Source organism: Candidatus Eisenbacteria bacterium, assembly GCA_016235265.1.
GTDB lineage: Bacteria > Eisenbacteria > RBG-16-71-46 > RBG-16-71-46 > JACRLI01 > JACRLI01.
This window is the reverse complement of record JACRLI010000007.1, coordinates 131469-152076: the sequence shown is the minus strand read 5'-3', so window position 1 is coordinate 152076 and position 20608 is coordinate 131469. Positions and strand designations below refer to the sequence as shown.

Here is a 20608-nt window from a genome sequence, read left to right as displayed (position 1 = left end):
TCCTGAGGCCAATATGAGCGCGCCCGCCACGCAATCCCCGATGATCAGCCACTACCGGCTCCTGGAGCGCCTCGGTCAGGGCGCCATGGGCGAGGTGTGGCTGGCCGAGGACACCCAGCTGCCGCGCAAGGTCGCGGTAAAGCTGCTGCCCGCGCACCTGGCGGCCGACCCCGAGGCGGTGGAGCGGCTGCTGCGCGAGGCGGAGGCGGCGGCGAGCGTGGACCATCCGGGCGTGGTCACCGTCTACGAGGCCGGCGTGGAGCGCGGCCGGCCCTTCCTGGTGATGCAGCTCGTGGAGGGGCCGACCCTGGAGGAGCGGCTGGTCGCCGGCCCGCTGCCGCTGGAGGAGGCGATGGCCATCGCCCGCCAGGTGGCCGACGCGCTCGCCGAGGTGCACGCGCTGGGGATTGTCCACCGCGACCTGAAACCCGCCAATATCGTCCTCAGCCCGCGGGGCCCCCGGATCCTCGACTTTGGCGTGGCCCGGGTGAAGGGCGCGCCGGGCATGACCATGACCGGCGCCGCGGTGGGCACGCCGCACACCATGAGCCCCGAGCAGCTCCGCGGGCAGCTTCCCGACAACCGCTGCGACCTGTGGGCCCTGGGCGTGATCCTGTACGAGTGCCTGACCGGCAGGCGCCCGTTCGACGGGGACTCCTTCGACGCGGTGGCCTACCAGGTGCTGAACGTGCAGCCGCCCGCGGCGTCCACGCTGCGCGCGGGCATCACGCAGGACCTCGACTTCATGCTGCTCAAGTTGCTGCGCAAGGACCCGGCGCACCGCTACTCGCGGGCCGAGGACCTGCTGGCCGACCTGAACAGCTGCTGCCTGGTGCACGATCCGGCCCCGACCGGAGACGCGCCGCCCACGCCGCGGCTGGCGGTGCTGCCCTTCGAAGTCATGAGCCCCGAGGGCAACGACGCCTTCCTGGCCGCCGGCCTGGTGGAGGACCTGGTGGTGGACCTCTCCCGTGTCGGGGGCCTGCGGGTGGCCTCGCGCGCCGAGGTGGCGCCCTACCGCGACCGGCCGGTGCCCCCGCGCACGCTGGCGCGCGAGCTCGGGGTGGACCACGTGCTCACCGGCAGCGTGCGCCGCGCCGGAAACCGCGCGCGGATCAGCGCGCAGCTGATCCGGGCCGCGGACGGCCACACGCTGTGGGCCGAGCGGTTCGACCGCACGCTGGAGGACCTCTTCGACGTGCAGTCGGAAGTGTCGCGCAAGATCGCGGAGGCGCTGCAGGTGACGCTCAAGCCCGAGGAGCGCCGGATGCTGGACCAGGCGCCCACCGGCGACGCGGAAGCCTACTCGCTCTACATCCAGGCCCGCCAGCTCCTCGAGCAGGACACGCCGGAATCCAGCCGCCGGGCCGAGGCCATGCTGGATGAATGCCTGGCGCGGGACCCGGACTTCGCGATGGCCATCGCCGCGCTGGCGGAGGTGTACGCGCGCCGGGCGTGGCAGTTCCGCGACGCAGGCGCGTCGAAGCGGGCCCTCGAGCTCGCGGAGCAGGCGCTGGCGCGGGATCCCAGCCTGGTGGACGCGCTGTACGCCCAGTCCACGGTGTACTACATGCAGGACCCCGGCAAGTTGCTCGAGACGTTGAAGCGGCTGCTGGCGCTGGACCCCGACCATCCCAAGGCGCTGGAGTGGGCCGCGTTCTCGTACCTGTCGCTGGGGGAACCGGAGCGCGCGCTGCCGATCTACGAGAGACTGCTGGAGCGCCACCCCGAGCTCTACGCGGCGGCCACGTTCCTGCCCAGTTGCTACGCGGCGCTGGGGCGGACGGAGGACGCGGCGCGGGCCGGGCGGCAGGCCCGCGAGCGGCTGGTGGAGTACGTGTGGGGCAACCCGCGGGCGGGACACGCCCGCTCCATGCTCGCGGTCAGCCTGGCCCGCAACGGGGACACCCATCAGGCGCTGCAACAGAGCGAGTGGGCGCTACAGTCCTCGCCGGAGGATGTGCGGGTGGCCTACAACCGGATCTGCACGCTGGCCCTGCTGGGCGAGAAGGACGCGGCGCTGGACGCGTTGGAGCGGTTCAACCGCTGGCTGGATGGCATCAACCTGCAGGGCCACGACTGGATCGGGCGCGACCCGGACCTGGCGGCCCTGCACGGGGATCCGAGGTTCGAGCAGATCGTCCGGAAGGACTGAACCGACGTGACCTCGCCCGCCCGCCGGGCGGCGCCGTCGGCCCGCCCCGGCGGAGGCGTCGGCCCGGCCCACGCCGCCCGCACCTACTTCGCGACCTCGATCTTCTCGAGATCCTCCAGGTACAGTTCCGGCAGCTTCCAGTGCTTCGCGCCGTCCACGATGGTCTTCTTGTACCGCGCGCCGGGCGCGAAGTGCCTTCCCGTCGGGACGGCGTGATAGACGAGCGCCTCCAGCGGCTTCTTCTCCCGGCCGCGGTCGAGCACCGTGACCGTGCCCCGGGTGTACTGGTTCCCGGCGCGCCCTTCCTTGTAGCCCTCGTACCCGTCCAGGCTGTCCAGGTCGGCCTGCGTCAACTCGTACACCACGCCCCACACCGCGTGCCCGGAGTCGGCCACCACGCCGGCCACCCCCCCGCCCTGCCAGGTCACGGACGTGCGCGGGAACGCCAGCCGGTGGTTGGGCAGCTTCGCCACGCAGTGGAACTTCGCGCCCGGGCAGCGCTTCTGCATCTGCGGCCAGTTCATGTTCGACCCGTACGCGAAGTAGAGCATCATCAGGACCGCCTGGAAGAGGGTGGCGTGCGTTCTCATCGCGACCTCACTTGCCGGTGGTGGCGCCCTCGGGCGCGGCCGCGGGCTTCTCCGTGGATCCGGCCGCGCCGGCCGCGGGACTCGTCGCGGGTGACCGGCGCTCCTCGACCGCCGGGCTCCCCGTGGGCGCCGGGAGGCTCTCCGCGGGCAGCGGCGGGGAGCCGAACGCGCGCCTGCCCACCGTGACCGCCGCCCCGTGCTCGTACACCATCTTCCCGCCGATGTGGCCCGTGTACAGGACCACCCCGCACAGCACCGCCAGCGCCAGCACGAACAGCGCGCGGGTGCTCCCCCGGTAGCGCTTGCGCACGGCGATGCGCCACATGCACAGCACCACGGCCAGCGCGGCGGTGATGAACGCCAGTGTTTCGTGCCGCTCGATCAGATCGTGCAGCAGCGGCGGCTGTGGCTCGCCCAGGAGCTCCTCGCCCGCCAGCCCGGTGGCCACGGAAACCAGGGCGCCCAGCGCGCCCAGGAACAGGGCGGCGCGCCCCGCGTCGTGGAGCGACTGCCGCTTGAAGATCAGGCCCAGCAGTTCGAACACGAACGCCCCGGCCAGGAGCCCCAGGGGAAAGTGGACGAAGGCCGGATGGTTCGGGATGAGCGTGTTCACGGATCTCCCTCCAGGGTTCATCCTACGTCTTCTGCTTCTTCTTCTCCGCCGCCGGGAACAGCACGTTGTTGAGGATCAGCCGGTAGCCCGGCGAGTTCTTGTGCAGCGACAGGTCGGTGGGCGGATCGTAGATCTGGTGCTGGAAGTCCTCCGGGTCGTGCCCGCCGAAGAAGGTGAACGTGCCGCGGCCGTACTGGCCGTGGAGGTACTTCACCTCGTCGGTGTTCTCCACCGAGGCCAGCACCGTCACGTACGGCTTGAGAGTGCGGCGCCGGAACGCGGTGCTCTGGCCCAGGAAATCGGGCACGGCGTTCACATGGTCCTGCGTGAGCATGGTGGGCACCGGGTCCTGCTTGGCGGAGAACTCGAACAGCGTGAAGTAGCTGTCCGGCCCGCGCAGCATCACCTCCTGGGTGCAGTCGATGTCCGAGAAGGTGTTGGCGATCAGCGGGTTCATCTCCAGGCGGAAGTTACGGAACGCGAAGGTGCCGGTGAAGTCGAGCTTCTGCTGGGCCGCGGGGTCGGCGGGATCGCCGTCGTAGATGTCCGCGGCGATGTCGGTGTTCTCGGTGGCCAGCGCGATGTCGTAGGTGTCGGTGGCCGAGCACATGGCGAACATGAAGCCGCCGGCGGCCACGTAGGCGTGGATCTTCCGCGCCACCGCGTGCTTCAGCTCGGTGACCTTGCGGAAGCCCAGCCGCTTCGCCACGGCCTCGTTGGCATCCACCTGCTCGTGGTACCACGGGGCGTCGCGGAAGCCGGCCCAGAACTTGCCGTACTGGGCGGTGAAGTCCTCGTGGTGCAGGTGCAGCCAGTCGTACTTGGCCAGGTCGCCGCGCAGCACTTCCTCGTCCCACAGCGACACGTAGGGGATCTGCGCGTAGGTGAGCGCCAGGGTGACGGCGTCGTCCCAGGGCAGCGTGTTGGGCGGCACGTACACCGCCACCCGGGGGGCCTTTTCCAGCTTCACCGACTCCATGTTGTTCTCGGCGATGGTGGCCTGGATCTGCGCCACGTCGGCCGCGGTGGCGGATTCCACGGTAACCCCGCGCAGCGACGCCTCGCGCAGCAGCCCCGTGAACTCCTCCGGCACCAGGAAGGATCCCCCCCGGTAGTTAAGAAGCCAGTCCACGCGCTGCTCCTGCTGCAGAATCCAGTAGGCCAGGCCGTAGGCCTTCAGGTGGTCCACCTGCTGGTCGTCCATCGGGACGAGCACCGCGGCGGCCGCGGGGAGCGCGGGGAGGAGCAGGAACACGCTGAAAATCAGTGCCCGGGTGCGCGCGCCGAACCGCGGGGCGGCCGGCCGGTCGGACCCGCCCGCCCGCGCAGGGCTCTCATCCCCTTGCCCGGGCCTCACGAACCCAGCTCCCGGCAGAGCTTCTCCACCCACTTGCGCGCGTCGGGCGCCAGCCACGAGTCGGGAAAGCGCGCGGCCACGTCGGAGTACAGGCTGAGCGCGCGCCTGCTGTCCCTGGTGTTGACGCGGCAGATCTCGGCGGCGGTGAACAGCGCCTCCTGGGCGCGCGGGCTCTTCAACGCGGTGTCGGTGAACACGGCGTAGAACGTCAGCGCGCCTGGCAGGTCGCCCTTCCGGCGGCGCAGCTCGGCGCGCTGGTAGAGCGCCTCGAGGCCCGCCACCTCCCGCGGATGCCGCGCGTGGATGCCCGCGAACAGCGATTCGGCAGCCGCCGGATTGAGCGTGGCCTCGTAGGCCGCGCCGGCGAAGGCACGCAACGCGGAGTCGCCCTCCTCGGTGGCGTCGGCGATCAGCAGCATGCGCGCCAGGGCCTCGTCGGCACGCGGGTCGCGCAGGAACAGGCCCGCCACCATGCGGTACGCCGCGGTGGCCGAGTCCCACTCGGTGGCGAAGAAGAAACTCTCCGCGCGGCTCCACAGGGCCCGCTTGCGGGCTTCCAGGTCGCGGGTGGTCACCGCCACCCGCCAGTAGGCGGCGCACGCCTCCGCGAAGCGGCGCTGGTGGTAGTAGCTCCCGCCCTCGATCCACGCGGCGGCCTCGGCGGCTTCGGGGTGGCGCTCGGCGAGCGCGCGGGCGCGGGCGCGGGCGGCTTCCGGATCGCGGGCCAGGTCGGCCTCGGCCAGCAGCGCCTGCGCGGACACGCCCGCCGCGCCCGCGGCCGGCTCGGCCGCCAGCGCCTCGAGGTCCTTGCGCGCCTCGGACCAGCGCGGAGTGTCCCGCAGCACGCCGGCGCGCACCACGCGCGCCTCGCGCGAAGTGGGCGTGTTGGGGAACTCGCGGATGGCAGTCTCGGCCGCGCGCAGCGATTCCTCGGGCCGCGCGGTGGCCGCGCGCCGCGCGATCTCCAGCAGCGTGCGCCCCGCCCCGTTGGTCTCGCGGTCGAAAGCGAGCGCCTCGCGGCAGGCTTCCCCGCCCTGGCCGGAGAGCATCAGCGCATCCATCAGCAGCATGCGCAACTCGGCGTGTCGCGGGGCCTTGCGGGCCACGTTGCGCACCACCGCCAGCGCCCCCCCGGAGTAGTTGGCCTCCATGAGCAGCGTGTCGGCGATCATGCGCAGCTGCGCGTCGCCGGGGGAGGCCACCCAGGTGACCAGGACCTCCTCCAGGGCCACTTCCGGACGGCCCAGCGCCCGGCAGGCCAGCGCCAGCTCGCGACCGTAGAGCACGGCGGAACTGCGCCGCTCGCGCTCCTCGATGATGAGCCCCTCCAGCTCCGCCCACCTGCGCATCGGCATCAGCGTGCGCACGAAGCCCTCGGTGACGCGCCCGTCCTCGGGCAGGTCGCGGTGGAGCTGCTGGAAGAGCGGGTAGGCCTGCTCGTACTGGCGCACCATGAGCAGTGACTCGGCGCGCAGAATGTCGTTCTGGGTCATGACGGGATTGCGGCGGATCACCGGCGGCGGGGCCGGCTGCGCCTGCGCGGCCGGTGGACGATCCTCCGCACCGGCTCCCGCGGGCCACGCCGACAGCAGAGCCCATGCCCCGAGGGCGGAGAGGATTCCCCCCGCGAGTCGAACGCGCATGGTCACCGGGGCGTGGGGAGGCTGCGGAAGTACTGTTCCACCGCGGGCAGGAACGCGCGCGGCACGGGATCCTTGCGGTCGCGCAGCAGGTCGGCGCCGGCGCGCTGGGTGCGCTGGAGCAGGCCCTGGGGCAGGGCCCCCGGGGCCACGCGAGCCACGTTCCCGCCGGGGCGCGACCAGCGCTGGGGGTCGCGCTCGCGGCGGTTGATGGAGCGCTGCGCGTCGAGCATCCGCGAGAGGATCTTCTTCTCCATGTCCACGGTCTCCTCGGAGGTCCGGTTGTTGGCCAGGTCCTCGGAGATCTTCTTCATCTTGTCGGCCACGTCGGAGAGGTCGCCCAGCAACCGTTTCTGCTGCATCTCCTCGCGCATCACGTCCTCGAGTCCCTTGCGCACCGCCTCCTGCTCGGCGGCCAGGCGCGAGGCCATCTCCTGGGAGCTCTCGCCGGGACGGTCGCCCTGCTGGACCTTCTGGCGGCCGCCGCGGCTCATCTGGAGCATCTGCTCGGTGCCGCGGTTCACCTGCTGCTGCATCTGGGACAGGCCGCTCATCTGCTGCTGCGGGCCGGGCTTGGGCTTGCCGCCGCCGCTCTTGCCGCCGCTGCACATGGACTTCGCCGCGTCGAGCATGCCGAGCACGGTGCGGTTGACCGACGAGATGGCCTCCTGGCCCTGGGCCCGGCCGGCGAAGCTGTTGCCCTTCTCGAAGGCGTCGCGCGAGTTCTTCATGCGGCCCAGCGCGTCGCCGATGCCCTTGCCGATGGCCGGCGGCAGCGGTCCGAACTGCTCCTCGGCGCGGTGCAGCTGGTCGGCCACCTGGGCGGTGCCGTCCACCAGCGACTGCTGCTGGCGGGCCAGCTCGGAGGGCGTCTCCGCTCCCCCGGCCACCTCCTCCTGGCGGCCCGAGATGCCCACCAGGTCGTGCGCGGCCGCGCGCACGCGCGCCGCCAGCTCCTCGTTGCTGTCCTGCTCCATCTGCTTCTGGGCCTGCTGCAACGACTGCGCCGCCTGCTGCATGGACTCCTGCGCGGCGCGCGAAGGCTTGCGCTTCGCGCCCGCCTTCTGGCTCTGGCCGGACGGGGGCATCTGGCTGGTTTGGCTCATCTGCTGCTGGGCCTGTTCCATCTGCGGCCGGGCGTTGTCCTGCATCTCCTTGCGGGCCTGGTCGATCTTGTTCGCGGCGGGCCGGGACTGCTCCTGCAGCTCCTTCTTGAGGCCCTCGAGCGTCTTCGCCAGCTCCTCCGTCTGCTTCTTGAGGTCGCCCTGCTTCTCGGAGAGCGACTTCAAGTCCTGGGCGGCCTGCTGCTTCTCCTCGGAGTTGCCCTGCTGCTGGCGCTGCTCGGTCTTCTCCTGCTGGTCGGCCACCGCCTTCTGCTTCTTCGCGATCTCCTCGGCCTGCTTCGCGGCGGCGTTGAGCTGGGCCACCTTCTGCATCTGCTTGAGGGCCTGGATGGTGCGCTCGATGGCCGCGACCAGGTCCTGCTCGGACATCTTCATGTTCTCGAGCTGGCGCTTCACGTCCTCGGGATTGGCCTTCTTGAGCGCCTCCTGCATTTTCGCCAGCATCTTGCGCAGATCCTCGCCGTCCATCTGCTTCATGAGCTCGCGCAGCTCTTCCATCTTGCGCTGCAGCTCCTCGCGGGACGTGTTGCGCTCCTCCATCTTGTCCAGCGACTCGTGGATCTCCTCGCTGGTCTTCGTGATCTTGTCCAGCAGCTCCTTCTGGCGTGCGACGGTGGACTCCAGCTCCTTCTTCTTCTCCCACGACATCCCGTCGGCCTGCTTCAGGGAGCGGGTGGCCTCTTCCAGCTTGTTCTTGAGGTCCTGCTGCTGCTGCTTCACCTCGGCCAGGTCGTCGATGTGCTCGCGCGTCTCCTCGTCGGCCTGCTTGAACATCTCCGCCAGCGTGGGCATGCGGAAGGCGCGCGTCTCGCTGCGCGCGCTCCTGGGGCCGGAGACGGCGTCGTTGTCGCGCACCTCCACCCACAGCGTCACCCCCTCGCCCGGGCCCAGGTTGAGCGGCGAGGCGTCCCAGTCCAGCGCCAGGTCGGCCTGTCGGGCGGCGGCGGCGAGCGGCAGGTTCACGCGGGTGTGACGGCCTTCCGGGCCCTCCACCACCAGCTCGGCGCGGGACAGGCCGAAGTCGTCGGCAGCCCGCGCGGCGACCGGCAGGTGCAAGTCGGTTTCGAAGTAGCCGCTGGTGCGCGGCTCTTCGATGGTGACCCGCGGCGCCTCGTCCGGAACCACGTTCAGCGCGTACGGTCCGGCTTCCACCGCAAGCCCGCCCTTCTCCTCCAGCCGCACCCGGTATTCGCCGGATTCCATGAGCGGCAGGCGGGCGCGGAAATGGTGGTGATCCACCGGCTCCAGCGCGGTGCGAACCGCGCCGCGCACCAGGAAGGCGGCGGCCACGTCGCCGCTGGTCTCGATCTCCAGCGTGGCGCGCGTGCCCTTGAGCGCGTCCAGCTCGCCGGTGGCCGAGTTGATCTCCTGCGACGGCAGGCCGCTGTACGCGGGGAACTCCAGGCGCTTGCGGAACGACAGCACCGAGAGCGGCTCCTGCAGCCGAATGTTGTAGACCGGCGAGCGGTGGCCGTCCACCTCGACGCGATAGCTCATGTTGCGCTGCACGCCGGCCAGCGTGGCACCCAGGCGGGCCCAGCCGGAGTCGCCCGGTGCGCCGGGGTGCGCTTCCATCGCCGACCCGCGCCACGCCTCGTAATCGCCGCGAATCTGGAGTCTCGCCGCCGCGGTGGTGCCGCGCACCAGCACCGTGATCGGCACGTCCTCGCCGGGGCGCACCGTCACGTCGCCCGGCAGCACGCGCAGCCCGAAGGCCGGACGTCCCTGCGAGGGGTGCAGCAGCCGGCGCGCGGAGGCGCCGAACCGGTCCGGGGAGACAATCAGGAGTGCGGCGGTGACGGCCACGACCGCGCCCAGCGTGCCCGCCCACCGCGCCCGCCCCCGGGGCGCAAGTGCCGGGCTTACCGCCAGGACGCCGGTCCGCCGCCGCGCATCCTCGACCAGCGCCGCCACGAACGCCGGCTCAAAATTCAGGTCGGGCAGCTTGCTGCCTGAAGATTCACGCCCCGGGGAATCGCCGCGCGACGATTCACTTCCGGAAACCTCCGCCATCTGCCCGCCCAATTCCAGCGCATTGATGGTCCGGTCCTTCAGCTCCGGAAACGCCCGGTCCACCCGCCGCGCGAACCCCCTGAGCCCGGGCGCGCGAAGCAGCGGCAGCGCCAGGTTGCCCACGAGGGACGCCAGGGTGACCGCCAGCGCGGCGCCCAGCAGTGGCACCGCCGGCAGCGGCAGCAGCCCCAGCGTGATGGCCAGAAGCCAGCCCAGGCCCGCCACCGCCAGGAAACGCACCAGCCCGTGGAGCGCCAGCGCGGCCAGGTGCCGCGAGCGCTCCCGCCGGAGCCAGCCCAGGAATAGACGGTAACTGTCGGTGAATCCCATGTTTGCCTCAGTCCTTGGACGCCTGTACCCGGCATGGGGTTGCAGGTGGGACGGTGCTTTCAGGTGTCGGGGGTACCGTGGCGGCCCCCGGCGGCCCGGAGAAGGTCTGGGCCGGCCGGGACGGGGTCTCACCAGTGTACTACGGATGATGCGGAACGGGGGATCACCCGTCATCGCAGCCTTTGGAGCAATTCCCCGCGCAACACCGTCACCGCGCGCCCGCCCAGCCGCACGCGGTCTCCGTCCAGCGTCACCCGCAAAGCGCCGCCGCGCTTCGACGCCTGCCACGCCATCATCTGCGTCTTCCCCAGCCGCGCGGACCAGAACGGGGTCAGGCAGCAGTGGGCGGAGCCGGTGACCGGGTCCTCGGCGATGCCCGAGCCGGGCGCGAAGAAGCGCGACACGAAATCGAAGCCCGCGGTGGAGGCGGCCGCGGTCACCATCACGCCGCGCACCTTCGCCAGGGCCACCTTTGCGTGGTCCGGCCGGAGCGAGCGCACCTCCGCCTCGGTGGCCACCTCGACCAGGTAGTCGAAGCGGCTCTTCCCGGTGTACTTCGGCGTGGCACCCAGAGCTTCGGCCAGGCCGGGAGGAAGGTCCGCCGGCTGCGGCGGGGTGGACGGGAAGTTGAGCTCGATCTCCTCGCCGCGCCGCTCGGCGGTCAGCAGACCGCTGCGCGTGTGGAACCGCGCCGGCTCGCCCGGCTTCAGCAGCCCCGTCTCCCACAGCATGTGCGCGCTGGCCAGCGTGGCGTGGCCGCACAGGTCCACTTCCACCTCGGGCGTGAACCAGCGCAGGTCGAAGCCGTCGGCGCGGCGCACCAGGAAGGCGGTCTCGGCCAGGTTCATCTCGGCGGCCACCGCCTGCATCCAGGCCTCGTCGCGAGGAGCGGGAAGCAGGCAGACGGCGGCGGGGTTGCCGCGGAACGGCTCCGCGGTGAAGGCGTCCACCTGGTGGATGGGGATGGGCATGGGGGACCTCTCTCTCGGCCTCGTCGGGGTGCGGCCCGTGGCCCTGCTCAGTGCGTCAGCGCGTACATCACGATGTTGATCGCCACCTTCATCGCCGCCTCCCGCTTCTCGGGCGGGTCCTTGTGCATCTCGGGGTCCTCGATGCCGTCGCCGATGTCGGTGTCGAAGTCGTAGAACACCACCAGCCGGCCTCCGTGGTAGAGGCCGAGGCCCTTGGGCGGGCCCTCGTCGTGCTCGTGGATCTTGGGCAGGCCGCCCTCGATCTTGTAGAACGATCTGTAGATCTCGTGGTCGAACGGCAGTTCCACCAGCGAGTCGCCGGGCATGACGCGCTTCAGCTCGCGGCGGAACGACGGATCCATGCCGAAGTCGTCGTTGGCCCACAGGAATCCGCCCCCGGTGAGATAGGCGCGCAGGCGCTCCACTTCAAGCGGGGTGAACTTGATATTGCCGTGGCCCACGATGTAGAGAAACGGGAAGTTGAAGAGCTGCTCGTCGCCGGCCGAAACCACCACCCGCTCCGAGCGCGCCACCTTCACCGCGGTTCGCTCCTTCAACGCCTCCAGCAGCGCGCTGATGGAGGTCTCATCGGCGTACCAGTCCCCGCCCCCGCCGTACTTGAGCTGCGCGATGGCGAAGCCCTCGGGCGAGGCGGTGACCTGGCGCGCCCCGGGCTGGACGCGACCGGGAGGAAGCGGCGCGGGCAGCGGGATGCCGCGCGGCTGCTGCCGCGGCTGCGGTCGGGACGGCGGCTTCGCGGGCTGCGCGCCCGGGGCCGGGGACTGCGCGGCCAGCGGCGCGGCGAGGGCGAGCGAGGCGAGCGCGGCCAGGATGAGGCCGGTCGCGGCGCGGATCGTCTTCGGGCTCGGGTGGACCTTCATCGCTCGATTCTAGGGGCCAGTGGTGGAAGGCGCAACGTCCCGCACCTTCAGAACCGCGGCCCGGCTTGGGCGTTGTCCGCCCGGGTGATATAATGTCGGCGTCATGACGCTCGCATCCTGTGCCGCAGCCTGGCGGGGCCGGCCCGCCGCGTGGGCCGCCGGGGTTGTCGCACCCGCCGGGGCCGCCGGGGCCTTCGCGGGCGCGCTGTCCGCCCTGGCCGCGGCATCCATGCTGGCGGTCCTTGCCGGCCTCGGCCTGCTCCTCCCCGCCTCCGCCCTCGCCGGCCCCATCCACACCACCTATCTCTGGCACATGCACCAGCCGGTCTACTGGCCGGAGCGGAGCACGTGGAACGGCTCGGCCTACGAGTTCGCGTACGAGACCATCTCGCTGGGTCACGGCCAGAGCGACGTGTTCTCCATCTTCAACAGCGACGACCGGGTGCACGACTACCAGGATTACCCGAAGCTGGCGATCTCCAAACTGTGGGACCTGCCGGACGCCGGCGCGCAGGTGTCCTTCGCGGGGTCGCTGATCCAGAACGTGTCCAGCCTGGGCGGCGCCGGCTGGAACGGCGGGCGTTACGCCCCGAACTGGTACCAGCCCTGCCGCGAGGCCATGGGCTGGACCACCGGCGGAGGCAAGCGGAAGCTGGACCCGGTGATCGTCGGGTTCCACCACCCCGTCAGCCCGCTGCTGGACGAGACCGTGTTCCGCCGCATGATCCAGGCGCAGAAGGCCATCATGGCCACCGCGTGGGGCAGCCCCACGCTCTCCACCGGCTTCTTCCCGGCCGAGATGTGCTTCAGCGAGCGGCTGATCCCGGTGCTGGCCTCCGAGGGGGTCCAGTGGAGCGTGGTGCCGGACGTGCACATCGCCCGCGCCTGTGCGGACTATCCCTACCAGGCCAACCAGGACAATTGCGACCCGCCCAACAAGGCCGACCAGCGCAACCCGGCACAGGGCTTTTACTACTCGCAGACCATCAGCCGCGGCGTCACCACCCGTGTTCCGGTGCCCTACGGGCTCAGGCCTCACCGCGCGCAGTACACCGACCCGGCCACCGGCGCGGTCTCCAGCCTCGTGGTGGTGCCCGCCGCCAACGGGATGTCGTGGAACGAAGGCTACGGCACCTACGGCACCTCCGAAATCGACGCCATTGCCTCCCACAACGATCCCGCGAAGCCGATGCTGGTGCTGTTCGCCCACGACGGTGACAACGCGTGGGCCGGCGGGTATTCGTACTTCAACGACAATGTCACCGGCTTCTCGCACGCGGCCGCGGCACAGGGCTACCGGCCCAGCACCGTGGCGCAGTACCTGGCCGACTACCCGCCCGCCGCGGACGACGTGGTGCACGTGGAGGACGGCGGTTGGGTGAACGCCGACGGCGATTTCGGCTCGCCGCAGTTCATCAACTGGAACTGGCCCCTGGTGAGCGCCTCGGGCGCCTTCGACATCCCGAACGGCTGGGCCGAGGACGAGCGCAACTGGGCGGTGCTCACGGCGGCCGTGAACCGCGTGCTGACCGCCGAACAGATCGCCGGCGCGCCCGACCCGGCCCGCGTCGCCGACCCCACCCAGGCGGGCACCACCGCGGTGGAGAAGGCGTGGCACTTCCTGCTCGCCGGCCACGAGAGCGGCTACATGTACTACGGCACCGCGCTGGACTTCGAGATCAAACCCACGCTGGCCGCCAACCGCGCGGTGGAGCACGCCGACCCGGTGATCGCCGGCGGGGTGGACCACACCGCGCCCACGGTGTGGCTGCCGCAGCGACTGCCGTGGAACCCCGGCGGCAAGGGTGGCGGCTCACTGTGGAAGTACCCGGGGGGCGCGGGAGCCGACATGACCCAGGACTTCCACGTGTGGACATTCGTGCACGACGTGAGCGGCGTGGACACCGTGAGGCTGATGCTGCGCACCGCCTCCGGCGGCGCCTCCCCCGTGGTGAACGCGGACCACATGACCTACGCCGGCGGCCCCTCGGTGGGCGCGTGGTCGGCCGTGGGCATGACCCGCCGCGCCATGCCCACGGGCAACGTCTACAACGACCCCAGCATCAACTTCTCGGTGCTGCCGACGCACATCGCCGACGAATACTGGGCGCATGTGAGCGGCTTGAGCGACGTCCTGGTGGACTACTACGTGGAGGCGGTGGACGGGCTGGGCAACGTGCGGCGAAGTCCCATCCAGCACGTGTTCGTGGGCAACGGGGTGGCGCCGCCGTCCAATCCCGCGGTCACCTGGACTCCGTCGAGCCCGGTGGCCGGCGGGACTGTGACCGTCACCTACGACGCGGTGCCGGGCTCTCTTCCGGACAACACCAACCCTGTGTACATCCATGTCGGGCACAGCGGCTGGACGCAGGTGGTCTCGCCGGATCCCGCGATGAGCTGGGACGCCGCGAACAGCCGGTTCACGTACACCTATGCCATCCCCCCCACCGCCACCAGCGTGGACTTCGTGTTCCGAAACGGCGCCGGCACCTGGGACAACAACGGTGGCGCCGACTGGCACGTTGCGGTGAGCGGCGCAACTTCGCCGCCGCACGTGATCGACGGCTCCCTGGACGCGGGCCTCACCCCCGTCGCCACCTGCGGCGGCCGCTCCCTGTACGCCGACTACGACGGCAGCTACCTCTACGTCGCGGTGCCCGCGGTGGGCGCCACCGCCGGGCTGGACCATTTCGTGTTCGTCTCCCGCGGGGACAGCGGCGTGGTGAAGCCCGCGCCGTGGGCCAAGACGGGCACCGTGGCGCGCTACGACCTGCTGCTGGCCAACGAGGACTCCAACAACTGGGTGGGCTGGTTCAACGCCGCGGGCGCGCAGGTCTCGGCGGGCCTGCAGAAGGCCGCCGGCGCGTACCTTGAGGGCCAGGTGGACGTGCGCGGCGTGTTCGGCTCGGCGCCGCCGTCGTTCCAGGTGGTCTTCGCCGGCTACGGCAGCCCCGACGGCGGGGCGCTGTCCATCCAGGCTCCCTGCGGAGACGGCGACGGCCACCTGGGTGCCGTGGAGTGGGCCACCGTGCTGAATCAAGCGGTGACCGCGGTGGACGACGGGTCGGGGCCGGGCGCGGGGCCCCGCATACGGCTGCTCTCGGGCAATCCCACGCGGGGGACGTTGCGGGCGCGGGTGGAAGTGCCCCGGGGGTCGGCGCACCTGGTGGTGGATCTCTTCGACACCGCGGGACGGCGCGCGGCGCGCCTGCACGACGGGCCGGCTACCGGGGCGGTGGAAGTCTCCGGGGAGTTGAACCGTCCCGGCGCGCGGATCCCCGCGGGAGTGTACTTCCTCTCGGCACGAGCTTTCGGCGGGGCCCCGGTGGCGAAACGGATCGTGGTATTGCCCTAGTCAGCCGGGCTTCTGCAGCATTGCCAGGTAGTGCGTCTTCGGCAGCGCCTGCACGCGGTCCAGGAGATCCAGCAGCAACGGCACCTTCGGAGCCAGGCGCATCGCGCCCGGGGAGTGCAGCGCGCGCAGCGCACGGGCCTCGCAGCCGGGGAATAGCGCGGCGACGTGGTGCGTCTCGAAGCCCCGGGTGGTGGTCCCGTTGCCGCGCCGCAGGTCGTACCACAGCAGGTGGCCTCCCGGCTTCAACACCCGCAGCGCCTCCGCGGCGATCCTGCCCAGCAGCCCGTCCTCCAGCACCGACGAGAACACCGTGAACTGGCTCACCAGGTCGAAGCTCGCGTCGGAACAGGGCAGCGAGTCCGCGCTTCCCTCGTGCAGCTGCATGCCCTGCGGGCATACCCGGCGCGCGATGCGCACGCGCGCCTCAAGCAGGTCCACGCCGCAAAGGTCTTCGGGTCGCGCGCCGAGCGAGACGAGGTGGCGCAGGAAGCCCCCGGAGCCGCACCCCACATCAAGGGCGCGCAGGCCCCGGGGATCCAGGCCGCACTCGTGGAACACGGAGGCGATCGCGCGCTCCTGCGCGTGGCGGTAGTAGATCGAGACCGGGTTCAGCGGGTGCCACGGGCTTTCAGGTCCGCGGGACTCCATGTCGAAGTCGGCGGCGTACAGCGTCCGGATGCGGTCGAGTTCCCCGCGGGAGGGGTCGGACATGCGGACCGCCTACTCCTCCGCGGCCTCGGTCCCGACGCTCTCCGCGACCTCCGCGTCCGAGGCCTCCACGCGCCCGGGGTGGGCGCGCAGGTCGCGCAGCGATTCCAGCGCGGTGTCGGCGCTCTCGGGGCTCACCAGCAGGTGGATCGTCTGGGGATACGGAAACGCGCGGTGGCTCTGCCCCACCGCGCTCACGCCCAGCCCGGGATTGCCGAAGCGCTCCAGCCCGGTCGCACCCTCGTCGGGGTAGAGGATGGTCTCGATACCCTGCGCCTCGAGGAAGCCCTTCGCCAGGTGGGCTTCCATTTCATCGCCGGAGCGCAGCACCACCTTCCAGTCCTCGATGGTCTCCAGCGGCTCGCCCGGCGCGGGAATGCCCAGCAGGAAGTCCTGGTCGAGCCCCTTCGAGCCGCACGTCGGGCACGCCGGCTCGAGGGCCGAGAACTCCTCGTTGCACTGTACGCAGAATTTCATGGCGACCTCCCAGGTGGGCGCCGCGACCGGCGGGCGGGAAATCCCGGCGGTACATCCGCGGGGCGGCTTCCGTCCCTCCATCCATGGTATCACCGGCGGGAACGGGGCGGGTATGGGGATCGACGGGCCGAAATGCGAAGAGCCGCACCCGCGGGGGTGCGGCCCGTTCGCCTGGAACCGGCCCGGCCTAGCCCTTCGCCGGCGCCTTCTTCCCGCCCGAGGCCACGGTGGTGTCCTTCATGCGCATCAGGGTGATGTCCAGCGCCAGGGCGGAGGCCACGTACACCGACGAGTACGTCCCGAACACCACGCCCACCAGCATGGCGAAGGAGAAGTCGTGGATCACCTCGCCGCCGAACAGGAACAGCGCCAGCACCGCCAGCGTCACCGTCAGGGAGGTGATGACGGTCCGCGACAGCGTCTCGTTCACCGAGAGATTGATCACGTGGGCCAGCGCCTCGCGGCGGAGCACCTTGGCGCGCTCGCGGATACGGTCCAGCACCACGATGGTGTCGTTGTTGGAATAGCCCGCGATGGTGAGCAGCGCGGCCATCACCGTGAGCGTGAACTCCTTGTCGAAAATGGAGATCAGCCCCAGCGTGATGTAGACGTCGTGGGCCAGCGCCAGCACCGCGCCCAGGGCGAACTTCCACTCGTAGCGGATGGCGATGTAGATCAGGATCATGCCCAGCGAGAAACAGATGGCCTGCATCGCCTTGGTGCCGAGCTCCTTGCCGATCTTGGGGCCCACGTTCTCCTGGCGCAGCAGCGTCACCTTGTTGCCCGGGAACTTCTTCTGCAGCGCCAGGTTCACGCGGCCGAACGGGTCGGCGCCGGCTTCGCGCTGGTGGATCCGGATCATGATGTCGTTGGTGTTGTTGATCGCCTGCAGCTCGGTGCCGGTGAAGCCGGCCTCGTCCACCGCGGAGCGGATGTCGGACATCGGCGCCGTCTGCGCGAAGCGGACCTGCATCAGCGTGCCGCCGGTGAAGTCAATGCCCAGCCGGGGCCCGCCGTGAAGCACGAGCGAGACCGTGGAGAGCACGATCAGGGTGGCGGAGAACAGGTACGCGAACTTCCGCCGGCCCATGAAATCGAAGTTCGTGTTATGGAAGATCTGGAGCATGAGTCAACCCTTCGCGCCCACGGGCGCCCAAGTACGCCCTCGGTTAGATGCTGAGTGTGTCCATCCGCCGGCGCGCGGTCATCGCGTCGAACACGTAGCGGGTCATGAACACGGCCGTGAACAGGTTGGCCACGAGGCCGACCGAGAAGGTGACGGCGAAGCCCTTGATGGGCCCCGTCCCGAAGATGAACAGGCACAGCGAGCTCAGGAACGCGGTCACGTGGGCGTCCAGGATGGTGACCCACGCCCGGTTGTAGCCCGCCACCACCGCCGCGGTGATCGTCTTCTTGTTTCGAATCTCCTCCCGGATGCGCTCGAAGATCAGCACGTTGGCGTCCACCGAGACGCCGATGGTGAGCACAATCCCCGCGATGCCCGGGAGCGTGAGCGTCTGCTTGAGCAGCGGCATGAACGCCATCAGGATGATCACGTTCACGATCATCGCCAGCACCGCGATGACGCCGGAGGCGCGGTAGTAGATCAGCATGAAGAAGGTCACCAGCAGGGCACCCACGAGGGCGGCCATGAAACCCCTGCGGATGGAGTCGGAGCCCAGCGTCGGCCCCACCGAGCGCTCCTCGATGATCTTCACCGGGGCCGGCAGGGCACCCGCCTTGAGCACGATCGCGAGGTCCTTGGCCTGCTTGTCGGTGAAGCTACCGGTGATGGAGGCGTCGCCCCGGATGCGCTCGCGGATGTTCGGCGCGCTGCGCACCTTGTTGTCCAGCACGATGCCCAGCTGGCGGCCCACGTAGCGGCCGGTGGTGGTGCTGAACTGGTTGCGCCCCACGCTGGTGAGCGTGAGCGAAACGCCCCAGCCGGTGGGGTTGTTGGCCTCGAGGCCGATCTTGGGCACCGCGTTGGCCACGATGCCGCCGGTCAGCTCCGCCTCGCGCTTGACGGCGTAGAGGTAGCGGCCGGTGATGCCGGCGCTGGCGTCGTTCTCCTCGCCCCACACCAGGTCGGTGTCTCCCAACAGGCCGCTGTCTCGCCGTGCGATCTCCACCAGCGCCTGGGCCCGCTGCAGGTCCACCTGCGCGAAGAACACCGCGCCCTTCTCGCCGGCCTGGGCCATGGAGGTCAGGGCGTGGCCGGTGGTCATGGAGTCCACGGACGCCGGCTTGCCGGTGGTGCTGGGCGGGAGCAGCGCCTGGCGGGTCCTGAAGTAGGCGTCCACCTTGTCGAGCGCCTGCTGCGTCTCGGGGGCGGTGCGGACCAGCTTGAACTCGAGCAGCGCCGTCTGGCCGATGAGTTCCTTGGCGCGCTCGGGGTCGTTCATCCCGGGCAGCTGGATCACGATCCGGTTGCCCGACTCCTTCTGGATCAGCGGCTCCGCCACGCCGAACTGGTCCACGCGGTTCCGGATGATCTCGATGGCGCGGTCCACCGCGTCGGCCGCCTCGGCCTTGCCGAGCTTGGACGCGTCCACCTCGAGCACCAGGTGGATCCCGCCCTGCAGGTCGAGCCCCAGGTGGATGGCGTTGTCGCGGACGCTGTTCACCTTCGGGTCGGTGGTCATCCTCCGCTGTGCGTCGGTGAACTGGTAGTGATACTGGAAGCTGGGGTAAAGATAGGCGAGGGACGCCAACACGACGCTTACGCTCAGCAGCAAGCGCCAATTACCGAGGGAACGCATCCGACCTCCATACAGACCACGAAAAGCGAAACGCGGACCGGGGCGCGGGGAACCGTCCTGGCCCGGGCTTCGCGTACGGCGACCTCACGCCGGGCATCCGCGCGCCGACGCAAACGCTAAATACTAGCAGGAAGAAGGCTTCGGGGTCAATGTCCACGGCGGGGCGGATCGGAGGCCGCCCGGAAGAGCCTAAAATGTTGTAGAACAACTGGTTGCAGTCTGTGGGCCGGGCGATCTGCGCAGCCGGGGAGGGTGGCGGGCGGCGCGAATGCGGACCGGAGTGGCCCGGGCGAGGGCGCCGCGAGAGGACGCCCGGTCGGACCCCCTCCCGCGGCGGTGGAAAACTCTAACCGCCCGGCATGCACTCCACGCACAGGCCGTAGAGCACCACGCTGTGGTCCTCCAACCGGAATCCCGGCGGGGTGAGCGTGGACAGGTTCTTCGGGCAGCCGCGCACCTCGTACACCCGGTTGCAGCCGCGACAGCGGAAATGATGGTGGTGGTTCTTGCCGGCGGGCTCGTAGCGCGGCGGCTCACCCGGCAGTTCGACCGGGTGGAGGGTGCCCTCTTCGACGCAGCGCTTGATGGTGCGGTAGACGGTGGCGATGCCGAGGCCTGGAATGTGCCGGCGGGCGGCGTCCAGGATTTCGCGCGGACCCATGGGCCTGGCGGCATCCTGAAGGACCCGCTGGATCGCGCGGCGCTGGGAAGTATTCCGTTCCACGGTACTCCGACTCCTTGGCTGTGGGTGACGCCAGACCAGCCGGGGGGCGACCCAGCCCCTTCCAGTCGCTTTTCTTAGCTTACTCCGTCCGGTTTCGGAAGTGAAACACAAATCCTACTTAAGTACCATAAACATATTGGATGAAGTGCAGGATGTTTCGATTCCAGCCGGGACAGGATTGGATGGACCGGGAGGGACGGGGAACGAGGGAGCTGGGGAGCGTAACGCGCGGGGGGATCCAGGCCGGGGCAGCCTCTTGAAGCGGGCGACTCAGGGGGCGGCGACTCCGCCCCCGCGGGCGTCCGGAACGTTCGCCGGGACGGCCTTCTCCGAGAGGAAGTTGAGGCCCCGGAGCAGCTTGCGCTTGGGGATCTCGATCCGGCCCGGAGCGGTGGTCAGGTCCGCCTCCGAGAGGCTCCCGATCAGTTCCATGAACGAGTCCATGACCCCGGCATGACACGGAGCGTCGAAGGCCCGGGCGCTCGGGCTGATCGCGTCGTAGGCTTGGAAGGCCCTCGCCGCGTTCGCCTTGGCGGCCTGCCATCCGGTCAGTTCGTCCCGCGCCACGCTCTCCACGCTGAAGCGCGTCTCGAGCAGGCCGGCGAGGAGCGCCGCGCGCATGACCTCGCTCCGGCTGCCGCTGGTGAAGGCGCTCTCGAGGCGGGAGGGCAGGTCCACGCGGTACTTCGAGCCCAGCTGGGCCAGGCGGGGCGCGATGGAGCGGGCATGGGCCCGGATCGGCTCGAGCGGCTCGCCGGCGCGCAAAGACTGCAGCAGCGCGCCCAGCACGCGGTACGTCTGCGCGTGCGGCACGTCGGGCGCGGCGGCGCGCGCCGGGAAGGCCGGCAGGAGCACGGCAAGCGCGAGACACAGGCCCGGCATCGTGGCCCTACGGAAGTTCATGCCCA

At 70.5% G+C, this 20608-nt stretch carries 15 protein-coding genes; 2 read left to right on the top strand and 13 right to left on the bottom strand.

What is annotated here, in order from left to right; genetic code table 11:
* The first annotated feature begins 13 nt into the window (after positions 1-13).
* The gene (locus tag HZB25_04190; GenBank protein MBI5836426.1) at positions 14-2155 is read left to right on the top strand and encodes a protein kinase; all 2142 of its coding nucleotides are present in this window, start codon (positions 14-16) and stop codon (positions 2153-2155) included.
* Positions 2156-2238: 83 nt separating this feature from the next.
* Here the strand turns inward: HZB25_04190 and HZB25_04185 are convergent, their stop codons facing one another.
* The 7 genes from HZB25_04185 to HZB25_04155 all read right to left on the bottom strand — a co-directional run bounded on the left by HZB25_04185 (position 2239) and on the right by HZB25_04155 (position 11674).
* On the bottom strand, positions 2239-2745 hold the full coding sequence (locus tag HZB25_04185) for a gamma-glutamylcyclotransferase (GenBank protein MBI5836425.1): 507 nt from the start codon (positions 2743-2745) through the stop codon (positions 2239-2241).
* A gap of 7 nt (positions 2746-2752) precedes the next feature.
* Positions 2753-3358 (bottom strand): DUF2231 domain-containing protein, encoded by a 606-nt coding sequence (locus tag HZB25_04180; protein ID MBI5836424.1) that lies wholly within the window; start codon positions 3356-3358, stop codon positions 2753-2755.
* Between the two features lie 22 nt (positions 3359-3380).
* Complete coding sequence (locus HZB25_04175) at positions 3381-4622, bottom strand: asparagine synthetase B (protein MBI5836423.1); 1242 nt, start codon at positions 4620-4622, stop codon at positions 3381-3383.
* Positions 4623-4711: 89 nt separating this feature from the next.
* Complete coding sequence (locus HZB25_04170) at positions 4712-6208, bottom strand: tetratricopeptide repeat protein (GenBank protein MBI5836422.1); 1497 nt, start codon at positions 6206-6208, stop codon at positions 4712-4714.
* A gap of 152 nt (positions 6209-6360) precedes the next feature.
* A complete protein-coding gene (locus HZB25_04165) occupies positions 6361-9822 on the bottom strand; it encodes a hypothetical protein (GenBank protein ID MBI5836421.1) in 3462 nt (1153 codons plus the stop codon).
* Positions 9823-9992: 170 nt separating this feature from the next.
* A complete protein-coding gene (locus HZB25_04160) occupies positions 9993-10793 on the bottom strand; it encodes a PhzF family phenazine biosynthesis protein (protein ID MBI5836420.1) in 801 nt (266 codons plus the stop codon).
* Positions 10794-10840: 47 nt separating this feature from the next.
* Complete coding sequence (locus HZB25_04155; protein ID MBI5836419.1) at positions 10841-11674, bottom strand: DUF4159 domain-containing protein; 834 nt, start codon at positions 11672-11674, stop codon at positions 10841-10843.
* 103 nt (positions 11675-11777) lie between these two features.
* Between HZB25_04155 and HZB25_04150 the strand changes: the two genes are divergently transcribed.
* Positions 11778-15029, top strand: coding sequence for a hypothetical protein (locus HZB25_04150; GenBank protein ID MBI5836418.1), 3252 nt, complete (start codon positions 11778-11780; stop codon positions 15027-15029).
* Here HZB25_04150 and HZB25_04145 read toward each other — a convergent pair whose 3' ends face one another.
* From HZB25_04145 to HZB25_04120, 6 genes are all read right to left on the bottom strand, one after another.
* Entirely contained in the window at positions 15030-15740 is a 711-nt protein-coding gene (locus HZB25_04145) for a class I SAM-dependent methyltransferase (GenBank protein MBI5836417.1), read from the bottom strand. It abuts the gene before it with no gap.
* 9 nt (positions 15741-15749) lie between these two features.
* Entirely contained in the window at positions 15750-16214 is a 465-nt protein-coding gene (locus HZB25_04140; protein MBI5836416.1) for a hypothetical protein, read from the bottom strand.
* Positions 16215-16401: 187 nt separating this feature from the next.
* Positions 16402-17340, bottom strand: a complete 939-nt coding sequence (gene secF / locus HZB25_04135) for a protein translocase subunit SecF (protein ID MBI5836415.1) — start codon at positions 17338-17340, stop codon at positions 16402-16404.
* Positions 17341-17383: 43 nt separating this feature from the next.
* Positions 17384-18976, bottom strand: a complete 1593-nt coding sequence (gene secD, locus HZB25_04130) for a protein translocase subunit SecD (GenBank protein MBI5836414.1) — start codon at positions 18974-18976, stop codon at positions 17384-17386.
* A 346-nt stretch (positions 18977-19322) separates the two neighbouring features.
* Complete coding sequence (locus HZB25_04125) at positions 19323-19700, bottom strand: transcriptional repressor (protein ID MBI5836413.1); 378 nt, start codon at positions 19698-19700, stop codon at positions 19323-19325.
* Positions 19701-19970: 270 nt separating this feature from the next.
* The gene (locus HZB25_04120) at positions 19971-20603 is read right to left on the bottom strand and encodes a hypothetical protein (protein MBI5836412.1); all 633 of its coding nucleotides are present in this window, start codon (positions 20601-20603) and stop codon (positions 19971-19973) included.
* Positions 20604-20608: the final 5 nt, after the last annotated feature.